This is a genomic window from Sphingobium xenophagum NBRC 107872 (genome assembly GCF_000367345.1).
GTDB lineage: Bacteria > Pseudomonadota > Alphaproteobacteria > Sphingomonadales > Sphingomonadaceae > Sphingobium > Sphingobium xenophagum.
The window spans coordinates 95,766-111,587 of sequence record NZ_BARE01000002.1; the positions used below are offsets into that span (position 1 = coordinate 95,766).

16 protein-coding genes are annotated in these 15,822 nt (G+C 63.0%); 10 read left to right on the plus strand and 6 right to left on the minus strand.

Annotation, left to right across the window (positions count from 1 at the left end; translation table 11 throughout):
* Positions 1–22: 22 nt before the first annotated feature.
* Both SX1_RS01870 and gph read right to left on the minus strand, forming a co-directional pair.
* Positions 23–784 (minus strand): enoyl-CoA hydratase/isomerase family protein, encoded by a 762-nt coding sequence (locus SX1_RS01870; protein ID WP_019051680.1) that lies wholly within the window; start codon positions 782–784, stop codon positions 23–25.
* Positions 781–1,449 carry a phosphoglycolate phosphatase gene (gene gph, locus SX1_RS01875; RefSeq protein WP_026149408.1) on the minus strand — a complete coding sequence of 223 codons (669 nt, stop codon included), beginning with the start codon at positions 1,447–1,449 and terminating at the stop codon, positions 781–783. Before gph ends, SX1_RS01870 begins: the two co-directional genes overlap by 4 nt.
* A 160-nt stretch (positions 1,450–1,609) precedes the next feature.
* On the opposite strand from gph, the gene glmU reads away from it, so the two are divergent.
* The 3 genes from glmU to glmS all read left to right on the plus strand — a co-directional run bounded on the left by glmU (position 1,610) and on the right by glmS (position 5,810).
* Positions 1,610–2,902 (plus strand): bifunctional UDP-N-acetylglucosamine diphosphorylase/glucosamine-1-phosphate N-acetyltransferase GlmU, encoded by a 1,293-nt coding sequence (gene glmU, locus SX1_RS01880; protein WP_019051682.1) that lies wholly within the window; start codon positions 1,610–1,612, stop codon positions 2,900–2,902.
* Between the two features lie 85 nt (positions 2,903–2,987).
* The gene (locus SX1_RS01885; RefSeq protein WP_019051683.1) at positions 2,988–3,857 is read left to right on the plus strand and encodes a metallophosphoesterase; all 870 of its coding nucleotides are present in this window, start codon (positions 2,988–2,990) and stop codon (positions 3,855–3,857) included.
* 129 nt (positions 3,858–3,986) lie between these two features.
* Positions 3,987–5,810, plus strand: a complete 1,824-nt coding sequence (glmS, locus tag SX1_RS01890) for a glutamine--fructose-6-phosphate transaminase (isomerizing) (protein ID WP_019051684.1) — start codon at positions 3,987–3,989, stop codon at positions 5,808–5,810.
* A gap of 358 nt (positions 5,811–6,168) precedes the next feature.
* Here glmS and SX1_RS24130 read toward each other — a convergent pair whose 3' ends face one another.
* The 3 genes from SX1_RS24130 to SX1_RS01905 form a co-directional block, all read right to left on the minus strand.
* Positions 6,169–6,567, minus strand: coding sequence for a hypothetical protein (locus SX1_RS24130; protein WP_026149409.1), 399 nt, complete (start codon positions 6,565–6,567; stop codon positions 6,169–6,171).
* Between the two features lie 57 nt (positions 6,568–6,624).
* Positions 6,625–8,238 (minus strand): bifunctional GNAT family N-acetyltransferase/carbon-nitrogen hydrolase family protein, encoded by a 1,614-nt coding sequence (locus SX1_RS01900; protein WP_017182787.1) that lies wholly within the window; start codon positions 8,236–8,238, stop codon positions 6,625–6,627.
* A 134-nt stretch (positions 8,239–8,372) separates the two neighbouring features.
* Positions 8,373–9,593, minus strand: a complete 1,221-nt coding sequence (locus SX1_RS01905) for an NADP-dependent isocitrate dehydrogenase (protein WP_026149410.1) — start codon at positions 9,591–9,593, stop codon at positions 8,373–8,375.
* Positions 9,594–9,761: 168 nt separating this feature from the next.
* Between SX1_RS01905 and SX1_RS01910 the strand changes: the two genes are divergently transcribed.
* Entirely contained in the window at positions 9,762–10,496 is a 735-nt protein-coding gene (locus SX1_RS01910) for a phosphatidylserine decarboxylase (protein ID WP_017182789.1), read from the plus strand.
* Positions 10,497–10,546: 50 nt separating this feature from the next.
* Positions 10,547–11,275, plus strand: a complete 729-nt coding sequence (locus SX1_RS01915) for a CDP-alcohol phosphatidyltransferase family protein (protein WP_019051686.1) — start codon at positions 10,547–10,549, stop codon at positions 11,273–11,275.
* A gap of 6 nt (positions 11,276–11,281) precedes the next feature.
* Here the strand turns inward: SX1_RS01915 and SX1_RS01920 are convergent, their stop codons facing one another.
* Positions 11,282–11,509, minus strand: a complete 228-nt coding sequence (locus tag SX1_RS01920) for a hypothetical protein (RefSeq protein WP_017182791.1) — start codon at positions 11,507–11,509, stop codon at positions 11,282–11,284.
* Between the two features lie 257 nt (positions 11,510–11,766).
* Here SX1_RS01920 and rpsB point away from each other — a divergent pair, with 257 nt between their 5' ends.
* The 5 genes from rpsB (at position 11,767) to SX1_RS01945 (ending at position 15,820) form a co-directional block, all read left to right on the plus strand.
* Positions 11,767–12,525: a 30S ribosomal protein S2 gene (rpsB, locus tag SX1_RS01925; protein ID WP_017182792.1), complete on the plus strand. Its 759-nt coding sequence runs from the start codon at positions 11,767–11,769 to the stop codon at positions 12,523–12,525.
* A gap of 112 nt (positions 12,526–12,637) precedes the next feature.
* A complete protein-coding gene (gene tsf / locus SX1_RS01930; protein ID WP_019051687.1) occupies positions 12,638–13,567 on the plus strand; it encodes a translation elongation factor Ts in 930 nt (309 codons plus the stop codon).
* 181 nt (positions 13,568–13,748) lie between these two features.
* Entirely contained in the window at positions 13,749–14,474 is a 726-nt protein-coding gene (gene pyrH / locus SX1_RS01935) for a UMP kinase (protein WP_017182794.1), read from the plus strand.
* A 4-nt stretch (positions 14,475–14,478) separates the two neighbouring features.
* Positions 14,479–15,036 (plus strand): ribosome recycling factor, encoded by a 558-nt coding sequence (gene frr / locus SX1_RS01940; protein WP_017182795.1) that lies wholly within the window; start codon positions 14,479–14,481, stop codon positions 15,034–15,036.
* 43 nt (positions 15,037–15,079) lie between these two features.
* Positions 15,080–15,820: an isoprenyl transferase gene (locus SX1_RS01945; RefSeq protein ID WP_019051688.1), complete on the plus strand. Its 741-nt coding sequence runs from the start codon at positions 15,080–15,082 to the stop codon at positions 15,818–15,820.
* The last annotated feature ends 2 nt before the right edge of the window (positions 15,821–15,822 follow it).

Here is a 15,822-nt window from a genome sequence, read left to right on the forward strand (position 1 = left end):
GTCAAGGTGAAGTCATCCGACTCTAAAAATCAGGTCGCTTCTTCGCCTGAAACGCAGCCACGCCCTCGGCAAAATCGGGCAGGGTGAAGGCGTCGCGGAACATCGCCAGCGTCACCTCGTCATCATCGGACTGACCGTCCAATATGCGACGGATAATCGCCTTGGACGCGCGCACGCTGTGCTGCGCATTGGCGGCGATGGTGCGGGCCAAAGCCGTCGCGGCGGCGAAGGGATCGTCGGCGATCTCGTCGATCATGCCGATGGCGAGGGCATCGTTCGCGCCGTGCAGCGCGCCGGCGAAAAGGATGCGTCTGGCACGCGCCGGACCCACCAGATCGACCAGCAATTTGGTGTCGAACAGCGAATAGACGATGCCGAGTTTCGCAGGCGTGATGCCCAGCCGAGCGGTGGGGGAGGCGATGCGCAAGTCGCAGGCGATGGCGAGGCCGCAACCGCCGCCGACACAATCGCCATCAATGGCCGCGATCACCGGCTTTGGCGCATGGGCGAGCGCATATTGGCTGGCGCGGATCGCGGCCTGATTGGCTATGCGCCAGGCTTCGTCGCTGCTGTGCCGGGCAAATTCGCCGATGTCCGCCCCGGCGCAGAAGATGCCGGGCGTGGCGGAGCTGAGGATCAGGACGCGGACGGCGTCGTCGGCCATCGCCTGCGCCACCAGCACGGGCAGTTCTTCCCACATCGCCTGTGTCATGGCGTTGCGACGCGCCGGACGGTCGATCAGCAGGCGGGCGATGGCCCCGTCCCGCTCCAGCCGCAAGCTCATGTGGGCCAGCTTTGCAGGAGCGGGACGAGATCGTCGAAATGGTCGATGACGGCGTCGGCCTCCAGATTCTCGACCGGGCCGTCGAGGAAACCGAAGCTGACCGCGACGCTGGGGATGCCCGCATTGCGCGCGCCCGCTATGTCGTTGATCGTGTCGCCGATGAAGATTGTCCGGCCGCCGCCCGCGCGCTCGATCATGGCGCGGATGGGGGCGGGATCGGGCTTGGCGACGCCCACCGTGTCGCCGCCCACGATGCTGGCGAAACGGGGCGTCAGGCCAAGCTGATCGATCAACGGGATGGTGAAGCGCTCTGCCTTGTTGGTGCAGATGGCCAGCTTGACGCCTGCCGCGGCCAGCGCGTCCATCGCGGCGATCAGGCCGGGATAGGGGATGGAACGGGCGCTGAGATTATCCTGATAATAGTCGAGCAGGACGGGCAGCAGCCGCGCGAGCGTCGCGTCATCATAGCCGCCCGACGCATCCAGCGCGCGTTCGAGCATGACCTTCGCGCCCTTGCCGACAAAGGGGCGGATGGCCTCCACCGGGAAAGGCGGCCGATCGATCGTCGCGATGGCGTGGTTGACGGCGGCGGCAAGGTCGCCGCTCGTGTCGATCAACGTGCCGTCCAGGTCGAAACCAACAATATCGAAATTTATGTTTGCCATGGCCGCGCCATGCCGCGAGCGCGGTGGCAAAGGCAAGCCAAACATGGCAGAGCCGAAGGCCACAGACCCATTTTCGAGGTACACAGATATCGTGACCGCCAGCCGTCCAGTCGCCCGCCCATTGGCCGTCATCATCCTTGCCGCCGGTCAGGGCACACGCATGAAATCGTCGTTGCACAAGGTGTTGCACCCGGTTGCGGGACGCCCGATGCTGCTGCACCTGCTGGCGAGCGTCGCGACGCTGGAGCCGGAGCGCCAGGTCGTGGTGGTCGGCGCTGGGCGGGAACAGGTCGAGGCGGCGGTGGCGGGCACCGGCGCGGTGATCGCGGTGCAGGACCAGCAGCTTGGCACCGGCCATGCCGTTGCACAGGCGCATGATGCGCTGGCGGGATTCGCGGGCGATGTGTTGATCCTCTATGGCGACGTGCCATTGGTGAGCGGGGCGACGATGCGGGCGATGCTCGATCGGTTGAACCGGGGGGACGATCCGCGGGCGGTCGTGCTGGGGTTCCGACCCGATGACGCTGCCGCATATGGCCGGATCATTGCCGATGGGCAGGGCATCATTGGGAAGATGGTGGAATATAAGGACGCCAGTGAGGCCGAACGGGCAGTCACTTTGTGCAATAGCGGGCTGATGGCGGTGCGATCGACCGATCTGTTCGTCCTGCTGGACCAGATCGGTAACGATAATGCCGCTGGCGAATATTATCTGCCCGACATCATCATGCTGCCCGGTGCGCCCAGTGCGGTGATCGAGACGGACGCGTGGGAAGTGGCGGGCGTCAACAGCCGGGTCGAACTGGCGGGCGTGGAGGCAATGTGGCAGGCGCGCCGCCGGGTAGAGGCGATGCGCGAAGGAGCGACGCTGGTGGCGCCGGAGACAGTGTTCTTCGCCCATGACACGATATTGGGCCGCGATGTGGTGGTGGAACCGAACGTGGTGTTCGGGCCGGGCGTGCGGGTAGCGGACGGGGTGGTCATCCACGCTTTTTCCCATCTGGAAGGGGCCAGCATTGAAAGCGGCGCGGCTGTCGGCCCCTATGCACGGCTGCGGCCCGGTGCGCAGATCGGCGTCAAGGCCAAGGTCGGCAATTTCGTCGAGATCAAGAAGGCGGTGCTGGGCGAAGGGGCCAAGGTCAACCATCTGTCCTACATTGGCGATGCCAGCGTGGGTGCGGGGGCCAATATCGGCGCGGGCACGATCACCTGCAATTATGATGGGTTCTTCAAATATAAGACCGAGATTGGCGCGGGCGCCTTTGTCGGGTCGAACAGCGCGCTGGTCGCGCCGGTGACGATCGGCGATGGCGCGATCGTGGCGGCGGGAAGCGTGGTGACGCGGAATGTGGAGGCCGACGCGCTGTGTCTGGTCCGGCCCGCGCAGGAGGCAAAGCCGGGCTGGGCCAAGCGGTTTCGTGCGCGGATGATGGCAAAGAAGGCGGCGAAGTGAGAAAAGGCTGCGTGCTCCCGCGCAGGCGGGAGCCTAGATCGGAGCGTGGGACTGGGCTCCCGCCTGCGCGGGAGCACGTTGTGGGATGAAGCTGGTCCAGCGGCATCCCTTGTTGGTGGGACTGGTCTGTACGCTGATCCTGATTCTGGCAGGGGCTGGCTGGCTGATCCTGAACGCCAGCGCCATGCCACAGGTTCGGCTGGCCGAGATCGCGCTGCCTTTCCCGGCCGACGCGGCGCACGATCCTGTTACCGTCGCGCTGCTGACCGATACGCATATGTCCGGGCCGGACAACAGCCCGGCGCGGATGGCGCGGATCGTGGCGCAGATCAACGCGCTGCGCCCGGACCTTATCCTGCTGGGCGGCGACTATATTGGCGATGACAAGGGCGGGGCGACCTATGATGCGCGGGCAAGCATTGCGCCGCTCGCCGGGCTGCGCGCGCCGCTGGGCGTGGTAGCGGTGCTGGGCAATCATGACAGCCGCAGCGCATTGAACCGTGTTGCGTTGAGCAGTCGGGACTGGGCGGTGGCTTTCTCGCGGATCGGCATCACCCTGTTACAGGATGGCGTGGTGCGGCGCGGGCCGCTGGTGATTGGCGGGTTGAAGGATATTTATACGCGAAAGCCCGACCTGCCCGATACGATGACAGCGATGGCGCGAATGGGTGGCGCGCGGCTGATCCTGTCGCACGGGCCGGATGTGTTTCCCGCTCTGCCGAACACGCCGTCTCTGACACTGGTGGGGCACACCCATTGCGGGCAGGTGGCTTTGCCCTTTGCCGGGATCGTCTATGTGCCGTCGAAATATGGGACGCGCTATGGCTGCGGCCTGTATCGCGATGGGGCCAAGACGATGATCGTCGCGGCCGGGATCGGCACCAGCGGATTGCCGTTCCGGTTGCTCGCGCCTCCCGACATCTGGTTGATTACGATAAAGCCGACACCGAACTGAACATATTAAAGTGAACGCCCCCCACCTTGACGGGAGTGGCCATTGCCGTGACACGCAATACTAACGATTATCCGGCACAGACGCCGGGCATCCGCGTCCCTTATCAACTCTGAAAGGCTCCCCCGGCTCATGTGCGGCATCATTGGCATCATCAGCAACAGCGACGTGGCGGAGCGGCTGGTCGATGGGCTAAAGCGGCTGGAATATCGCGGCTATGACAGCGCGGGGGTCGCAACCGTCCATGACGGGGCGATCGAGCGGCGGCGGGCGGAGGGGAAGCTCGCCAATCTGGTGACCGAGTTGCGCGACGAGCCGCTGCCCGGCACGACCGGCATCGCGCATACACGATGGGCCACGCATGGCGCGCCGACGACCAGCAACGCGCACCCCCATGCGACGCGCGAGGTGGCGCTGGTCCACAATGGCATCATCGAGAATTTCAAGCCGTTGCGCGCCGAACTGATGGCGCGGGGGCGCATTTTCGACAGCCAGACCGATACCGAGGTGGTGGCCCATCTGGTGAGCGAACTGGTGGAGCAGGGCGCGTCGCCCAAGGAAGCCGTGCGCCAAGTGCTGCCGCGCCTGCACGGGGCGTTCGCGCTGGCGATCCTGTTCCGCAGCCACCCCGACATGCTGATCGGCGCGCGGCTGGGGTCGCCTCTGGTGGTGGGCTATGGCGATGGTGAGACCTATCTAGGGTCGGATGCCTTGGCGCTGGCGCCGCTGACGCAGAAGATCGCCTATCTGGAAGAGGGCGACTGGGTCGTCATCACGAAAAATGGCGCCGAGATTTTCGACAAGGATAATGTGCCGGTCGAGCGGGCCGTGACGGTCTCCGGCGTGTCGGGGGCGATGATCGACAAGGGCAATCATCGCCACTTCATGCAGAAGGAGATTTACGAGCAGCCGGTCGTCGTCGCCCAGACGCTGCGGGCCTATCTGCGCCGGATGGAGAATGAGGTCGCCATGCCGGACATGGATTTCGACCTGGGGGCGGTGAAGCGGATCACCATCGTCGCCTGCGGCACCAGCTTCTATGCCGGGATGGTCGCCAAATATTGGTTCGAGAAATTCGCGCGTGTGCCGGTCGACATCGATGTGGCGAGCGAGTTCCGCTATCGCGACCCGGTGCTGGAGCCCGGTGGCCTGGCGCTGTTCATCAGCCAGTCGGGCGAGACGGCCGATACGCTTGCGGCGCTGCGCCATGCCAGGGCCGCGGACCAGATCATCGCTGTGGTGGTGAACGTCCCGACCAGTTCGATGGCGCGCGAGGCTGACCTGTTGCTGCCGACCCATGCCGGGCCGGAAATCGGCGTGGCGTCGACAAAGGCCTTTACCTGCCAGCTGGCGGTGCTGGCTGCGCTGGCCGCCAATCTGGCGCGGGCCAAGGGGCTGCTGACCCCGGCGGAAGAAGCCGAGATCGTCTGGCACCTGTCCGAAGCCCCTGCCGCAATGAACGAGGCGCTGGGCCATGATGGCGACATAGAGGCGATGGCGCACCTGATCGCGCCGGCGCGTGACGTGCTGTATCTGGGGCGCGGGCCGGATTATCCGATGGCGCTGGAAGGAGCGCTCAAGCTCAAGGAAATCAGCTATATCCATGCCGAGGGCTATGCCGCGGGCGAGATGAAGCATGGCCCGATCGCCCTGATAGACGAAGCGGTGCCGGTGATCGTGATCGCGCCGTCAGGCCCGCTGTTCGAGAAAACCGTGAGCAATATGCAGGAAGTGCAGGCGCGCGGCGGCAAGGTGGTGCTGATTTCCGACGCGGAAGGGATCGCACTGGCAGGCGAGGGCTGCATGGCGACGATCGAGATGCCCAATGTCCACCCGCTGATCGCGCCTTTGGTCTATGCGGTGCCGGTGCAATTGCTGGCCTATCATGTCGCGGTGGCCAAGGGGACGGATGTGGATCAGCCACGGAATTTGGCGAAAAGTGTTACGGTGGAGTGAGCGGGGGATGCGGTCCGGGTCAGTTTACGATCGGGAGTGCCACCCGCTACCGTTCGGGCTGAGCTTGTCGAAGCCCCCGTCTTTCTTGCGACGGGTATAGAGGCACGGAGAAAGTGCGACCCTTCGACAGGCTCAGGGCGAACGGGGTTGCGGGGGTGGAAATTGCCCAGAAGCGTCCGCAAATTCCTCCCCTGCAAGGGGAGGGGGACCACGAAGTGGTGGAGGGGTGTCACCCTATCGAGAGGGGGACACCCCTCCGTCTGGCCTACGGCCATCCACCTCCCCTTACAGGGGAGGATGATCGGGAACGACCAAAAGCCGGTCAATCAATTGCAAATAAATCTGGCCCACAGCCGGACTATGTAGGGTTTCGTTCCGGTCCATCTAGGGCGGCAGGAACAGTCCACGCAGAAGGCAAATCTGAAAAGTTGCCCCACAGGTTCCACTTTCCATTGGCCGGATCAAACGATGCCAGTCCCCATCGGGGCGGATCAGGCCAGCCAAACCAATCCCGATCAATCAAAAACAAAACTTCATTGCTGAATTCGGCAACGAACCCCATTCCCATCTTTCGCGCCCAATCGTGGTCGTCTCCGAGCGCAGACACCGCGGGCCAGTCGTTTACGCCCGCGCGCCGCCAAGCAAGCGGCCAGCTTGCGCGTTCGCGATACCCCTTCTTCATGGATGAGATCGCAAAAAGCCCGACCTCCATGGGTTTGATTCCCAGAACATTTTCGAGTTGGTTCCTCGTGTCCAATCGCCTCCTTTATGCTGAGAAAGCGGACAGGCCGCCACCCACCCTTATAGTGTCTTCTCACCCACCCCCCGGCGAATTATGGCCCCCCGCTGGGACCGGCCCGCCGCTCTGGGCGTGGGCGTGGTCGGGGTTGTTGTCCCATTCGATATGATAGAGATCGAAGCGCCGGTCGCGCAGGTTGCGGACGGTGCCTTCGGCGCGGGCCCAGCTGAGGTCAGCCAGGTTGACGTCGGCCATGGTCAGGGTTTCGACATTTTCCGATGATTCCGCCGCAATCCCGTCCCGTGCGAAGGGCAGGTCGCAGGGGGTCAGGATGGCGCTCTGGGCATATTGGATGTCCATATTGTCGACATTGGGCAGGTTGCCGACATTGCCCGACATGACGACATAGCATTGATTTTCGATCGCACGGGCCTGCGCGCAATAGCGCACGCGCATATAGCCGGCGCGGGAATCGGTGCAGAAGGGGACGAAGATGATGCGCGCGCCCTGATCCACCAGGCGGCGGGCGAGTTCGGGAAATTCGCTGTCGTAGCAGATGAGGACGCCGATCGGCCCGCAGTCGGTCTGGATCACGTCCAGCGCGTCGCCGCCCTTGATATTCCACCAAAAGGCTTCGTTGGGGGTCGGGTGGATTTTTTCCTGGGTGTGGAGCGATCCGTCGCGCAGCGCGACATAGGCGATATTCTGGATGTCGCCATCATCGGCGCGGGTCGGGTGGGAACCGCCGATGATGTTGATATTATATTCCAGCGCCATGCGGCCCAATTCCTTGGTCAGGCGGGGCGTATAGTTGGTGAGTTTGTCGATCGCCTCCATCGGGTTGAGCTTTTTCGTTTCGAACGACAGGAGGGGCAGGGTGAAGAGTTCGGGAAAGACGATGAAGTCCGAGCGGTAGTCGGCGGCGACATCGACGAAATATTCGATGTTGCGGATAAACTCGTCAAAATCCTGCACGGCGCGCGCCTGTAGCTGGCAAGTGGCGAGGCGGACGCTTTCGACGCCGCGCGGGACGCGCATTTCGGGCGCTTCGTCCGGGTCGACATAGGGATTGCGCCATACCAGATGCGCAGCATGACCGTCCGACTGCTTGTCCTCCGGCAGGTAATTTTCGAGGACGCCGAGCGGTTCGAAGCCGTTTTTGAGCTGGAAGCTGACCACCTGGTCGCGGATCTTGCCCTGCACGACCTTGTCGAGATAATCTTTCGGTCCGTCCACCTTGCGCTTGGTGCGCAGATAGCCGGGCATGCGACCGGCGATGACGATGCCGTGCAGGTCGAGTTGTTCGACCAGTTCCTTGCGCTCGTCATAGATGCGCTGGCCGATGCGCAGGCCGCGCAGTTTGGGATCGACCGCCATTTCATAGCCATAGAGCCATTCGCCCGCCGCGCTGTGGCGGGTGCCAAAGCCGTTGGCGGTGATTTCGTCCCAGTCATGGGGGGAAAAGGCCATCGACTTGCTGACCCGCATGGTCGCGCAATAGCCCACGACCTTATTGTCGTAGAGCGCGACGAAACAGCCATCGGGGAAATTGTTGATCTGGCCCCGGACTGTCGCGGGGGAATAATTGGGCAGGCCCGGATAGACGCGGGCTATCAGCCGCAGGATGGCGCGCACGTCGGACGGCACGGCGGTGCGGACTTCCAGGCGTTTGCGGGCTGTCGTTGTCATCTGCGCGTCTCCTGTAAGGTCAGTCCCGAACGGAGAAAGGTTTCCTTCCGGTCGGTTGGCCAGTCGTGAAAAAGGCGGCTCCGTTGCACGGCGCCGCCTCGTTCCGTTTGCGAATTGAAAGCCTCAAGCAGCTATCAGTTCCATGTCGCCATTTCGGCTTCCAGATTGACGCGGATCGTTTCGAAAAACTGTTCCGTGGTCATCCACGCCTGTTCCGGGCCGATCAGCAGCGCCAGATCCTTGGTCATCGCGCCATCCTCGACAGTCTTGACGCAGACGCGCTCCAGCGTTTCGGCGAATTTGGTGACGTCGGGCGTGCCGTCGAACTTGCCGCGGAAAGCCAGCCCTTGCGTCCAGGCGAAGATCGACGCGATCGGGTTGGTCGAGGTCGCCTTGCCCTGCTGATGCTGGCGATAGTGGCGGGTGACGGTGCCGTGGGCGGCTTCGGCCTCGACCGTCTTGCCATCGGGCGAGAGGAGCACGGAGGTCATCAGGCCGAGCGAGCCGAAGCCCTGCGCAACCGTGTCCGACTGGACGTCGCCGTCATAATTTTTGCAGGCCCAGACGAACTTGCCGCTCCACTTGAGCGCGGAGGCGACCATGTCGTCGATCAGGCGATGTTCGTACACGATGCCCGCCGCCTTGAACCGATCGGCAAATTCTTCGTCGAACACCTGCTGGAACAGATCCTTGAAGCGACCGTCATAGGCCTTCAGGATGGTGTTCTTGGTCGACAGGTAGAGCGGCCATTTGCGGTCGAGCGCATAGTTCATGCTCGCTTTGGCAAAGTCGATGATCGACTGGTCGAGATTATACATGCCCATGGCAACGCCGGCGGCGGGGAAGTTGAACACTTCCTTTTCGATCTTTTCGCCATTGTCGCCGTCCCACACCATGGTCAGCTTGCCGGCGCTGGGGACCAGAAAGTCGGTCGCCTTATACTGGTCGCCAAAGGCGTGACGGCCGATGACGATCGGGTCGGTCCAGCCGGGAACGAGGCGGGGGACATTCTTGATGACGATGGGTTCGCGGAACACGACGCCGCCCAGGATGTTGCGGATGGTGCCGTTGGGCGACTTCCACATCTGCTTGAGGTTGAATTCCTCGACGCGCTGTTCGTCCGGGGTGATGGTGGCGCACTTAACACCGACGCCATATTTCTTGATGGCATTGGCGGCATCGACCGTGATCTGATCATTGGTCTCGTCGCGCTTTTCGACGCTCAGGTCGTAATATTTCAGGTCGATGTCGAGATAGGGGAGGATCAGGCGTTCGCGAATCCATTGCCAGATGATCCTGGTCATTTCGTCGCCGTCAATTTCCACGACCGGGTTTTTCACCTTGATCTTCGCCATGCGCCTGTTCGCCTTCTTCATTCTGGGTGGATTTGCAAAACGCCCTAGGCAAAGCGCGGCCAATGTTCAACCGTTCTGGCGGGGATTCTAACGTTCCGGACAGGCAAGGATACATAGCGCGGCATCGGTCGTTGTCAGGGCGAGGGTCTCTCCCTAAAGACGGTGGCTATGGAAAATAACGAGATCACGATTGCCGCCGGCGGCAATGTAAAATGGCGCTTCCCCCAGGTTCATCCGGAAGGCGTGAAATTCGGCCTGATCGCTGCGGCTATCACGGGCGTTTTCTTTCTGATGGGTTGGGAAGTGGTCGGCTGGCTGATGCTGATCGTGACGATGTGGGTGCTGGCCTTCTTCCGCGATCCGGTGCGGGCGGTGCCGCAGGATGAAGGCGCGATCATTGCGCCCGCCGATGGTCTGGTGACGCTGATCCAGAAAGTCCCGCCGCCGCGCGAGATGGCCGGGGCGGCTGGTCTTGGCGATCAGCCGTTGATCCGCGTGTCCATCTTCATGAGTGTGTTCGACGTCCATATCAATCGCACGCCGATCGGCGGGACGATCAAGTCGGTAGTCTATATTTCGGGCAAGTTCCTGAACGCGGACCTGGACAAGGCGAGCGAGGACAATGAACGCCAGCATATATTGGTCGAGCGGCACGACGGGCTGCGTATCGGCTTCACCCAGATTGCGGGTCTGGTCGCGCGGCGGATCGTGCCGTTCGTCAAGCCCGGTGACATGGTGGCGGCGGGGCAGCGCATCGGCCTGATCCGCTTTGGCAGCCGGGTGGATGTCTACCTGCCCGCCGGGACGGCGCCGCGTGTGATATTGGGGCAACGAACGGTCGCGGGCGAGACCATATTGGGCCAGGTCGGCGACCGCCGCGTCATTGCGGGCATCCAACAGTGAGGCAGCGCCGCGCTGTGCCACGGGGGTTGCGCCGGGGAATCACCCTGCGGATGGTTGCGCCCAATGCGGTGACGGCAATGGCACTGTGCTTTGGCCTGACCGGCGTGCGGTATGGCATATCGGGTGAATGGGAGCGGGCGGTCCTGTCCATCCTGTTCGCAGGCGTGTTGGATGGCCTGGACGGGCGAATCGCCCGGTTGCTGCGTGGCGAGAGCCGCTTTGGCGCGGAACTGGATTCGCTGTCCGATTCGATTGCGTTCGGCGTGGCGCCTTCGCTGATCCTCTATCTATGGTCGCTCTATGCGATGCCCAAATTTGGCTGGATCTTCGCGCTCGCTCATGCGCTGTCCTGTGCCCTGCGGCTGGCGCGGTTCAACGCCAATATCGATGTCGATGTGCAGCCGCATAAGTCGGCAGGCTTCCTGACCGGCGTGCCTGCGCCCGCTGGCGCAGGGTTGACCTTCGTGCCGCTCTATCTGTGGCTCGTGACGGGGGAACCGATTTTCCAGGCCTGGTATGTCGTGGCGCCCTGGACCGCGTTCATCGCCTTCCTGATGATTTCCAACATTGCAACCTATAGCTGGTCGGCCCTGCGGTTGCGCAAGCGGATCAGGCTGGAAACGATTGCCCTGGCCGGATTGCTGGCCGCTTCGCTGGCGACCGATCCCTGGCTGACGCTGCTGCTGATCTGCGGCATATATGTGGCGCTGATCCCGTTTGGCATCCTGTCCTACGCCAAGGTCCGCCGCCAGCGCGAGGCCAATCCCGGCCCCGCCTGAATATCGTCAAGCGGCGAGCATGCCGTTTGGCAGGGCGCGGTTGGCGCTGCGCGCGGAGGGGATGACGCGCGGGCGGCGGATACGGACATGATAGACGGGCGCGTCCTGCGGAATGGGCTGGAACAGCAAGGCCGCCACCATTTTGTCATGATAGTGGAGCAGCATCCACGCGATCGTGCCGATGGCCATCATGAAGGCCAGGGTAAACAGGGTCACTGCAACGAATGTGAACATGGAGATCACTTTCTATCTTGCCATTTGCACGGCTTGTCCCACAATGACGGTTCAAACGGCGGTTAGGCCCATTTGTTCCGCTTGTTCACGTTATGTTCCTATCTTTGGGGCAAGTCAACCCCTTGCGCAATGTTTCGCCTGCCGTTAAAGGCGCGCCCTATTCCACATGGGAATCGACATATCCGGTGCCGGCGGGGTCTTTGAGGCTCCTTCCCGGTTCCTGATTCCCAGAGGCACAACCGGAAGGAGAATATCTTATGGCGGCACCTGTCGTCACCATGCACCAATTGATCGACGCTGGCGCGCATTTCGGCCACCAGACGCATCGCTGGAACCCGCGCATGAAGCCGTACATCTTCGGCGAGCGCAACGGCATCCACATTCTCGACCTGTCGCAGACCGTGCCTTTGTTCGGCCGTGCGCTCGACTTCGTGTCGTCGACCGTAGCCGCTGGCGGCAAGGTGCTGTTCGTGGGCACCAAGCGCCAGGCACAGGACCCGATCGCTGACGCTGCGCGCAAGTCCGGCCAGCATTTCGTCAACCATCGCTGGCTGGGCGGCATGCTCACTAACTGGAAGACGATTTCGGGTTCGATCAAGCGTCTCAAGACCCTTGAGGAAAAGCTGTCGGGCGACACCCACGGCTTCACCAAGAAGGAAGTGCTCCAGATGACTCGCGAGCGCGAGAAGCTGGAACTGTCGCTGGGCGGCATCCGTGACATGAACGGCATTCCCGACGTCATGTTCGTGATCGACGCCAACAAGGAAGAACTGGCGATCAAGGAAGCCAATACGCTGGGTATCCCGGTCGTTGCGATCCTCGATTCCAACGTTTCGCCCGACGGCATCGCTTTCCCGGTTCCCGCGAACGACGACGCCAGCCGCGCCATCCGCCTGTATTGCGAGGCCATTGCCGCCGCCGCCACCAAGGGCAACCGTGGTGCGCAGCAGGCTTCGGGTGTCGACCTGGGCGCGATGGACGAGCCGATGGCTGAAGAGGTTGTCGCCGAAGCCTGAAGGCGTCGCACAACCGTAAGACTGAAAGGCTAGGGCGCGCTCTTTGGAGACGCGCCCTAGTGCTTGTTCAAGACCCGCTTGTTTGAACCACAAATATATTAGGAGCCGAAACATGGCCGATATTACCGCCGCCACCGTCAAGGAACTGCGCGACCGTTCGGGCGCCGGCATGATGGATTGCAAGAAGGCGCTGACCGAAACCAACGGCGACATCGAAGCGGCGACCGACTGGCTGCGCGCCAAGGGTCTGGCCGCTGCGCAGAAGAAGTCGAGCCGTACCGCGGCCGAAGGCCTGGTCGGCGTCGCCGTTGCCGGGACGAAGGGCGTTGCCGTCGAAGTGAACAGCGAAACCGATTTCGTTGCCAAGAACGAGCAGTTCCAGGATTTCGTCCGCACCGTGTCGACCATCGCGCTGGAAAGCGGCGTGAGCGATGCTGAAGCGCTGCTTGCGGCATCCTGTCCGTCGGGTGGCACCGTGTCCGAAAAGCTGGTCGCCAACATCGCGACCATCGGCGAAAACCAGAATGTCCGTCGCGTCGCGCATGTGTCGGTGAACCAGGGCGTCGTCGTTCCCTATGTTCACAACGCCGCCGCACCGGGCCTGGGCAAGATCGGCGTGCTCGTCGCGCTGGAAGGCGACGCGCCTGCCGACACGATGGAAACGCTGGGCAAGCAGATCGCAATGCACATCGCCGCTGCCTTCCCGCTGGCTCTGTCGGCTGCCGACATCGATCCGGTCCAGTTGGAGCGTGAGCGCGCCATTGCGACCGAGAAGGCCGCCGAATCGGGCAAGCCCGCCGAGATCATCGCCAAGATGGTCGATGGCGCGGTGGCCAAATATGCCAAGGAAAATGCGCTTCTGTCGCAGCTGTTCGTGATGGACAACAAGACCCCGATCGCCGACGTGGTGGCCAAGGCCGCCAAGGAAGCGGGCGCGTCGATCACCCTGACGAGCTATGTCCGCTTCCAGCTGGGCGAAGGCATCGAGAAGGAAGTCAGCGACTTTGCCGCCGAAGTCGCGGCAGCGGCTGGCGTTGCCTGACGCATAGTCGGTTCGCTTTGGCGCGTCGGTCGGGAAACTTCGCTCGACAGACGCGCAGCGAACGGACAAGGGGGGTGGCGTGAATCGCCAAAACCCCGCTTCACATACTGGCGCGCACTGCTAAGGTGCGCGCCATTTCCTTGCCCAGAGTTGGGCCCCGACCAGATGGAATTTGCCCCGCATGACCCGGCCATCCTTCAAGCGCATATTGCTGAAATTGTCTGGCGAGGTGCTGATGGGATCGGGCCAGTTCGGGATAGACCCCGAAACCGTCGATCGGGTCGCAGGCGAGATCGCCGCGGCCAAGGAAGCCGGGTTCGAGCTGTGCGTCGTGGTGGGCGGCGGCAATATCTTCCGTGGTCTGGCCGGCGCGGCCAAGGGCTTTGACCGCACCAGCGCCGACTATATGGGCATGCTGGCAACCGTCATGAACGCGCTGGCGGTACAGAATGCCCTGGAGAAGATGGGATGCGATACGCGCGTCCAGTCGGCAATTCCGATGGCGTCGGTGTGCGAACCCTATATCCGGCGCAAGGCGGTGCGGCATATGGAAAAGGGCCGGATCGTCATCTTCGCGGCGGGCACGGGCAATCCCTTCTTCACCACCGACACGACCGCCGCCCTGCGCGCGGCCGAAATGAATTGCGACGCGATCTTCAAGGGCACCAGCGTGGACGGCGTTTATAATGCCGATCCCAAGAAGGTGCCCAGCGCCACCCGATATGACGAAATCAGTTTCGACCGGGTGCTGAACGACAATCTCAAGGTCATGGACGCCAGCGCGATTGCGCTGTGCCGTGACAATCATATTCCCATCGTCGTGTTCAACATCCGCGAAACCGGCAATCTGGCGACTGTGCTGGCCGGGCAGGGCGTGGCGACGATCGTACAAAATCAGGAGAGCTGATCACATGGCGCAATATGACAAATCGGACCTGGAACGCCGCATGGCTGGCGCGGTCGAATCGCTCAAGGGCGATCTTTCGGGCCTGCGCACCGGGCGTGCCAATGTGATGCTGCTCGATCCGGTGACCGTCACCGTCTATGGCGCGTCGATGCCGCTCAATCAGGTGGCGACCGTATCCGCGCCCGAACCGCGCATGTTGTCGGTGCAGGTGTGGGACAAGACCAATGTGGGGCCGGTGGACAAGGCGATCCGGTCTGCGGGGCTGGGCCTGAACCCCATCGTCGATGGACAGACGCTGCGCCTGCCGATCCCCGACCTGACCGAGGAACGCCGCAAGGAACTGGCCAAGCTGGCGAGCAAATATGCCGAAGCGGCGCGCATCGCGGTGCGCAACGTGCGGCGCGACGGCATGGACAGCCTGAAGGCCGACGAGAAGAAGGGCGAAATCAGCGAGGACGAACGCAAGCGCAAGGAAGCCGAAGTCCAGAAGCTGACCGACGGCGTGATTGCCGAGCTGGATGCGACCTTCGCGGCCAAGGAAAAGGAAATTCTCGGCCAGTAAGCCGGGATGTTCCGCCCATGATCCGCGCAACCCCCACCGACTGATGGCGACGCAAGTCCGGCCCGATCTGTCCCAGGCCGCGCCCGCCCATGGCGCGCGCCATGTCGCCATCATCATGGACGGCAATGGTCGCTGGGCGAAGAAGCGGCTGCTGCCGCGTATCGCCGGTCATCGTGCCGGGGTAGAAGCGGTGCGGCGCGTGTCGCGCGCTGCGCGGGAGATGGGGCTGGAGTGCCTGACGCTCTACGCTTTCTCGTCGGAAAACTGGAAGCGGCCCGCCAGCGAAGTCGCGGACCTGATGGGGCTGCTGCGCCATTTCATCAAGGCGGATCTGGACGAATTTCATGCCAATGGCGTGCGGTTGCGGATCATCGGCAATTACAAGGCGCTGGAGCCTTCGCTGGTCGCGCTGATCGATGAGGCGGTGGCGCGCACGGCGGGCAATAGCGGGCCGATCATCGCGATCGCGCTCAACTATGGCGCGCAGGATGAGATGGTGCGTGCGGTCCAGGCCATGGCGCAGCGGGTCGCGGCGGGCGAGATTGCCGCAGACGCGATTGGCGTGGGCGATATTGATGCGGCGCTCGACACGGCTGATCTGCCGCCGCTCGACCTGCTGATCCGCACGTCGGGCGAGCAGCGCCTGAGCAATTTCATGCTGTGGCAGGCGGCCTATGCCGAGTTGTATTTCACTGACATGCTGTGGCCCGATTTCGACGCCCAGGCTCTGGCGCAGGCGCTGGATGCTTTCCGTTTGAGGGACCGCCGTTTCGGCGGGCTGTGAGC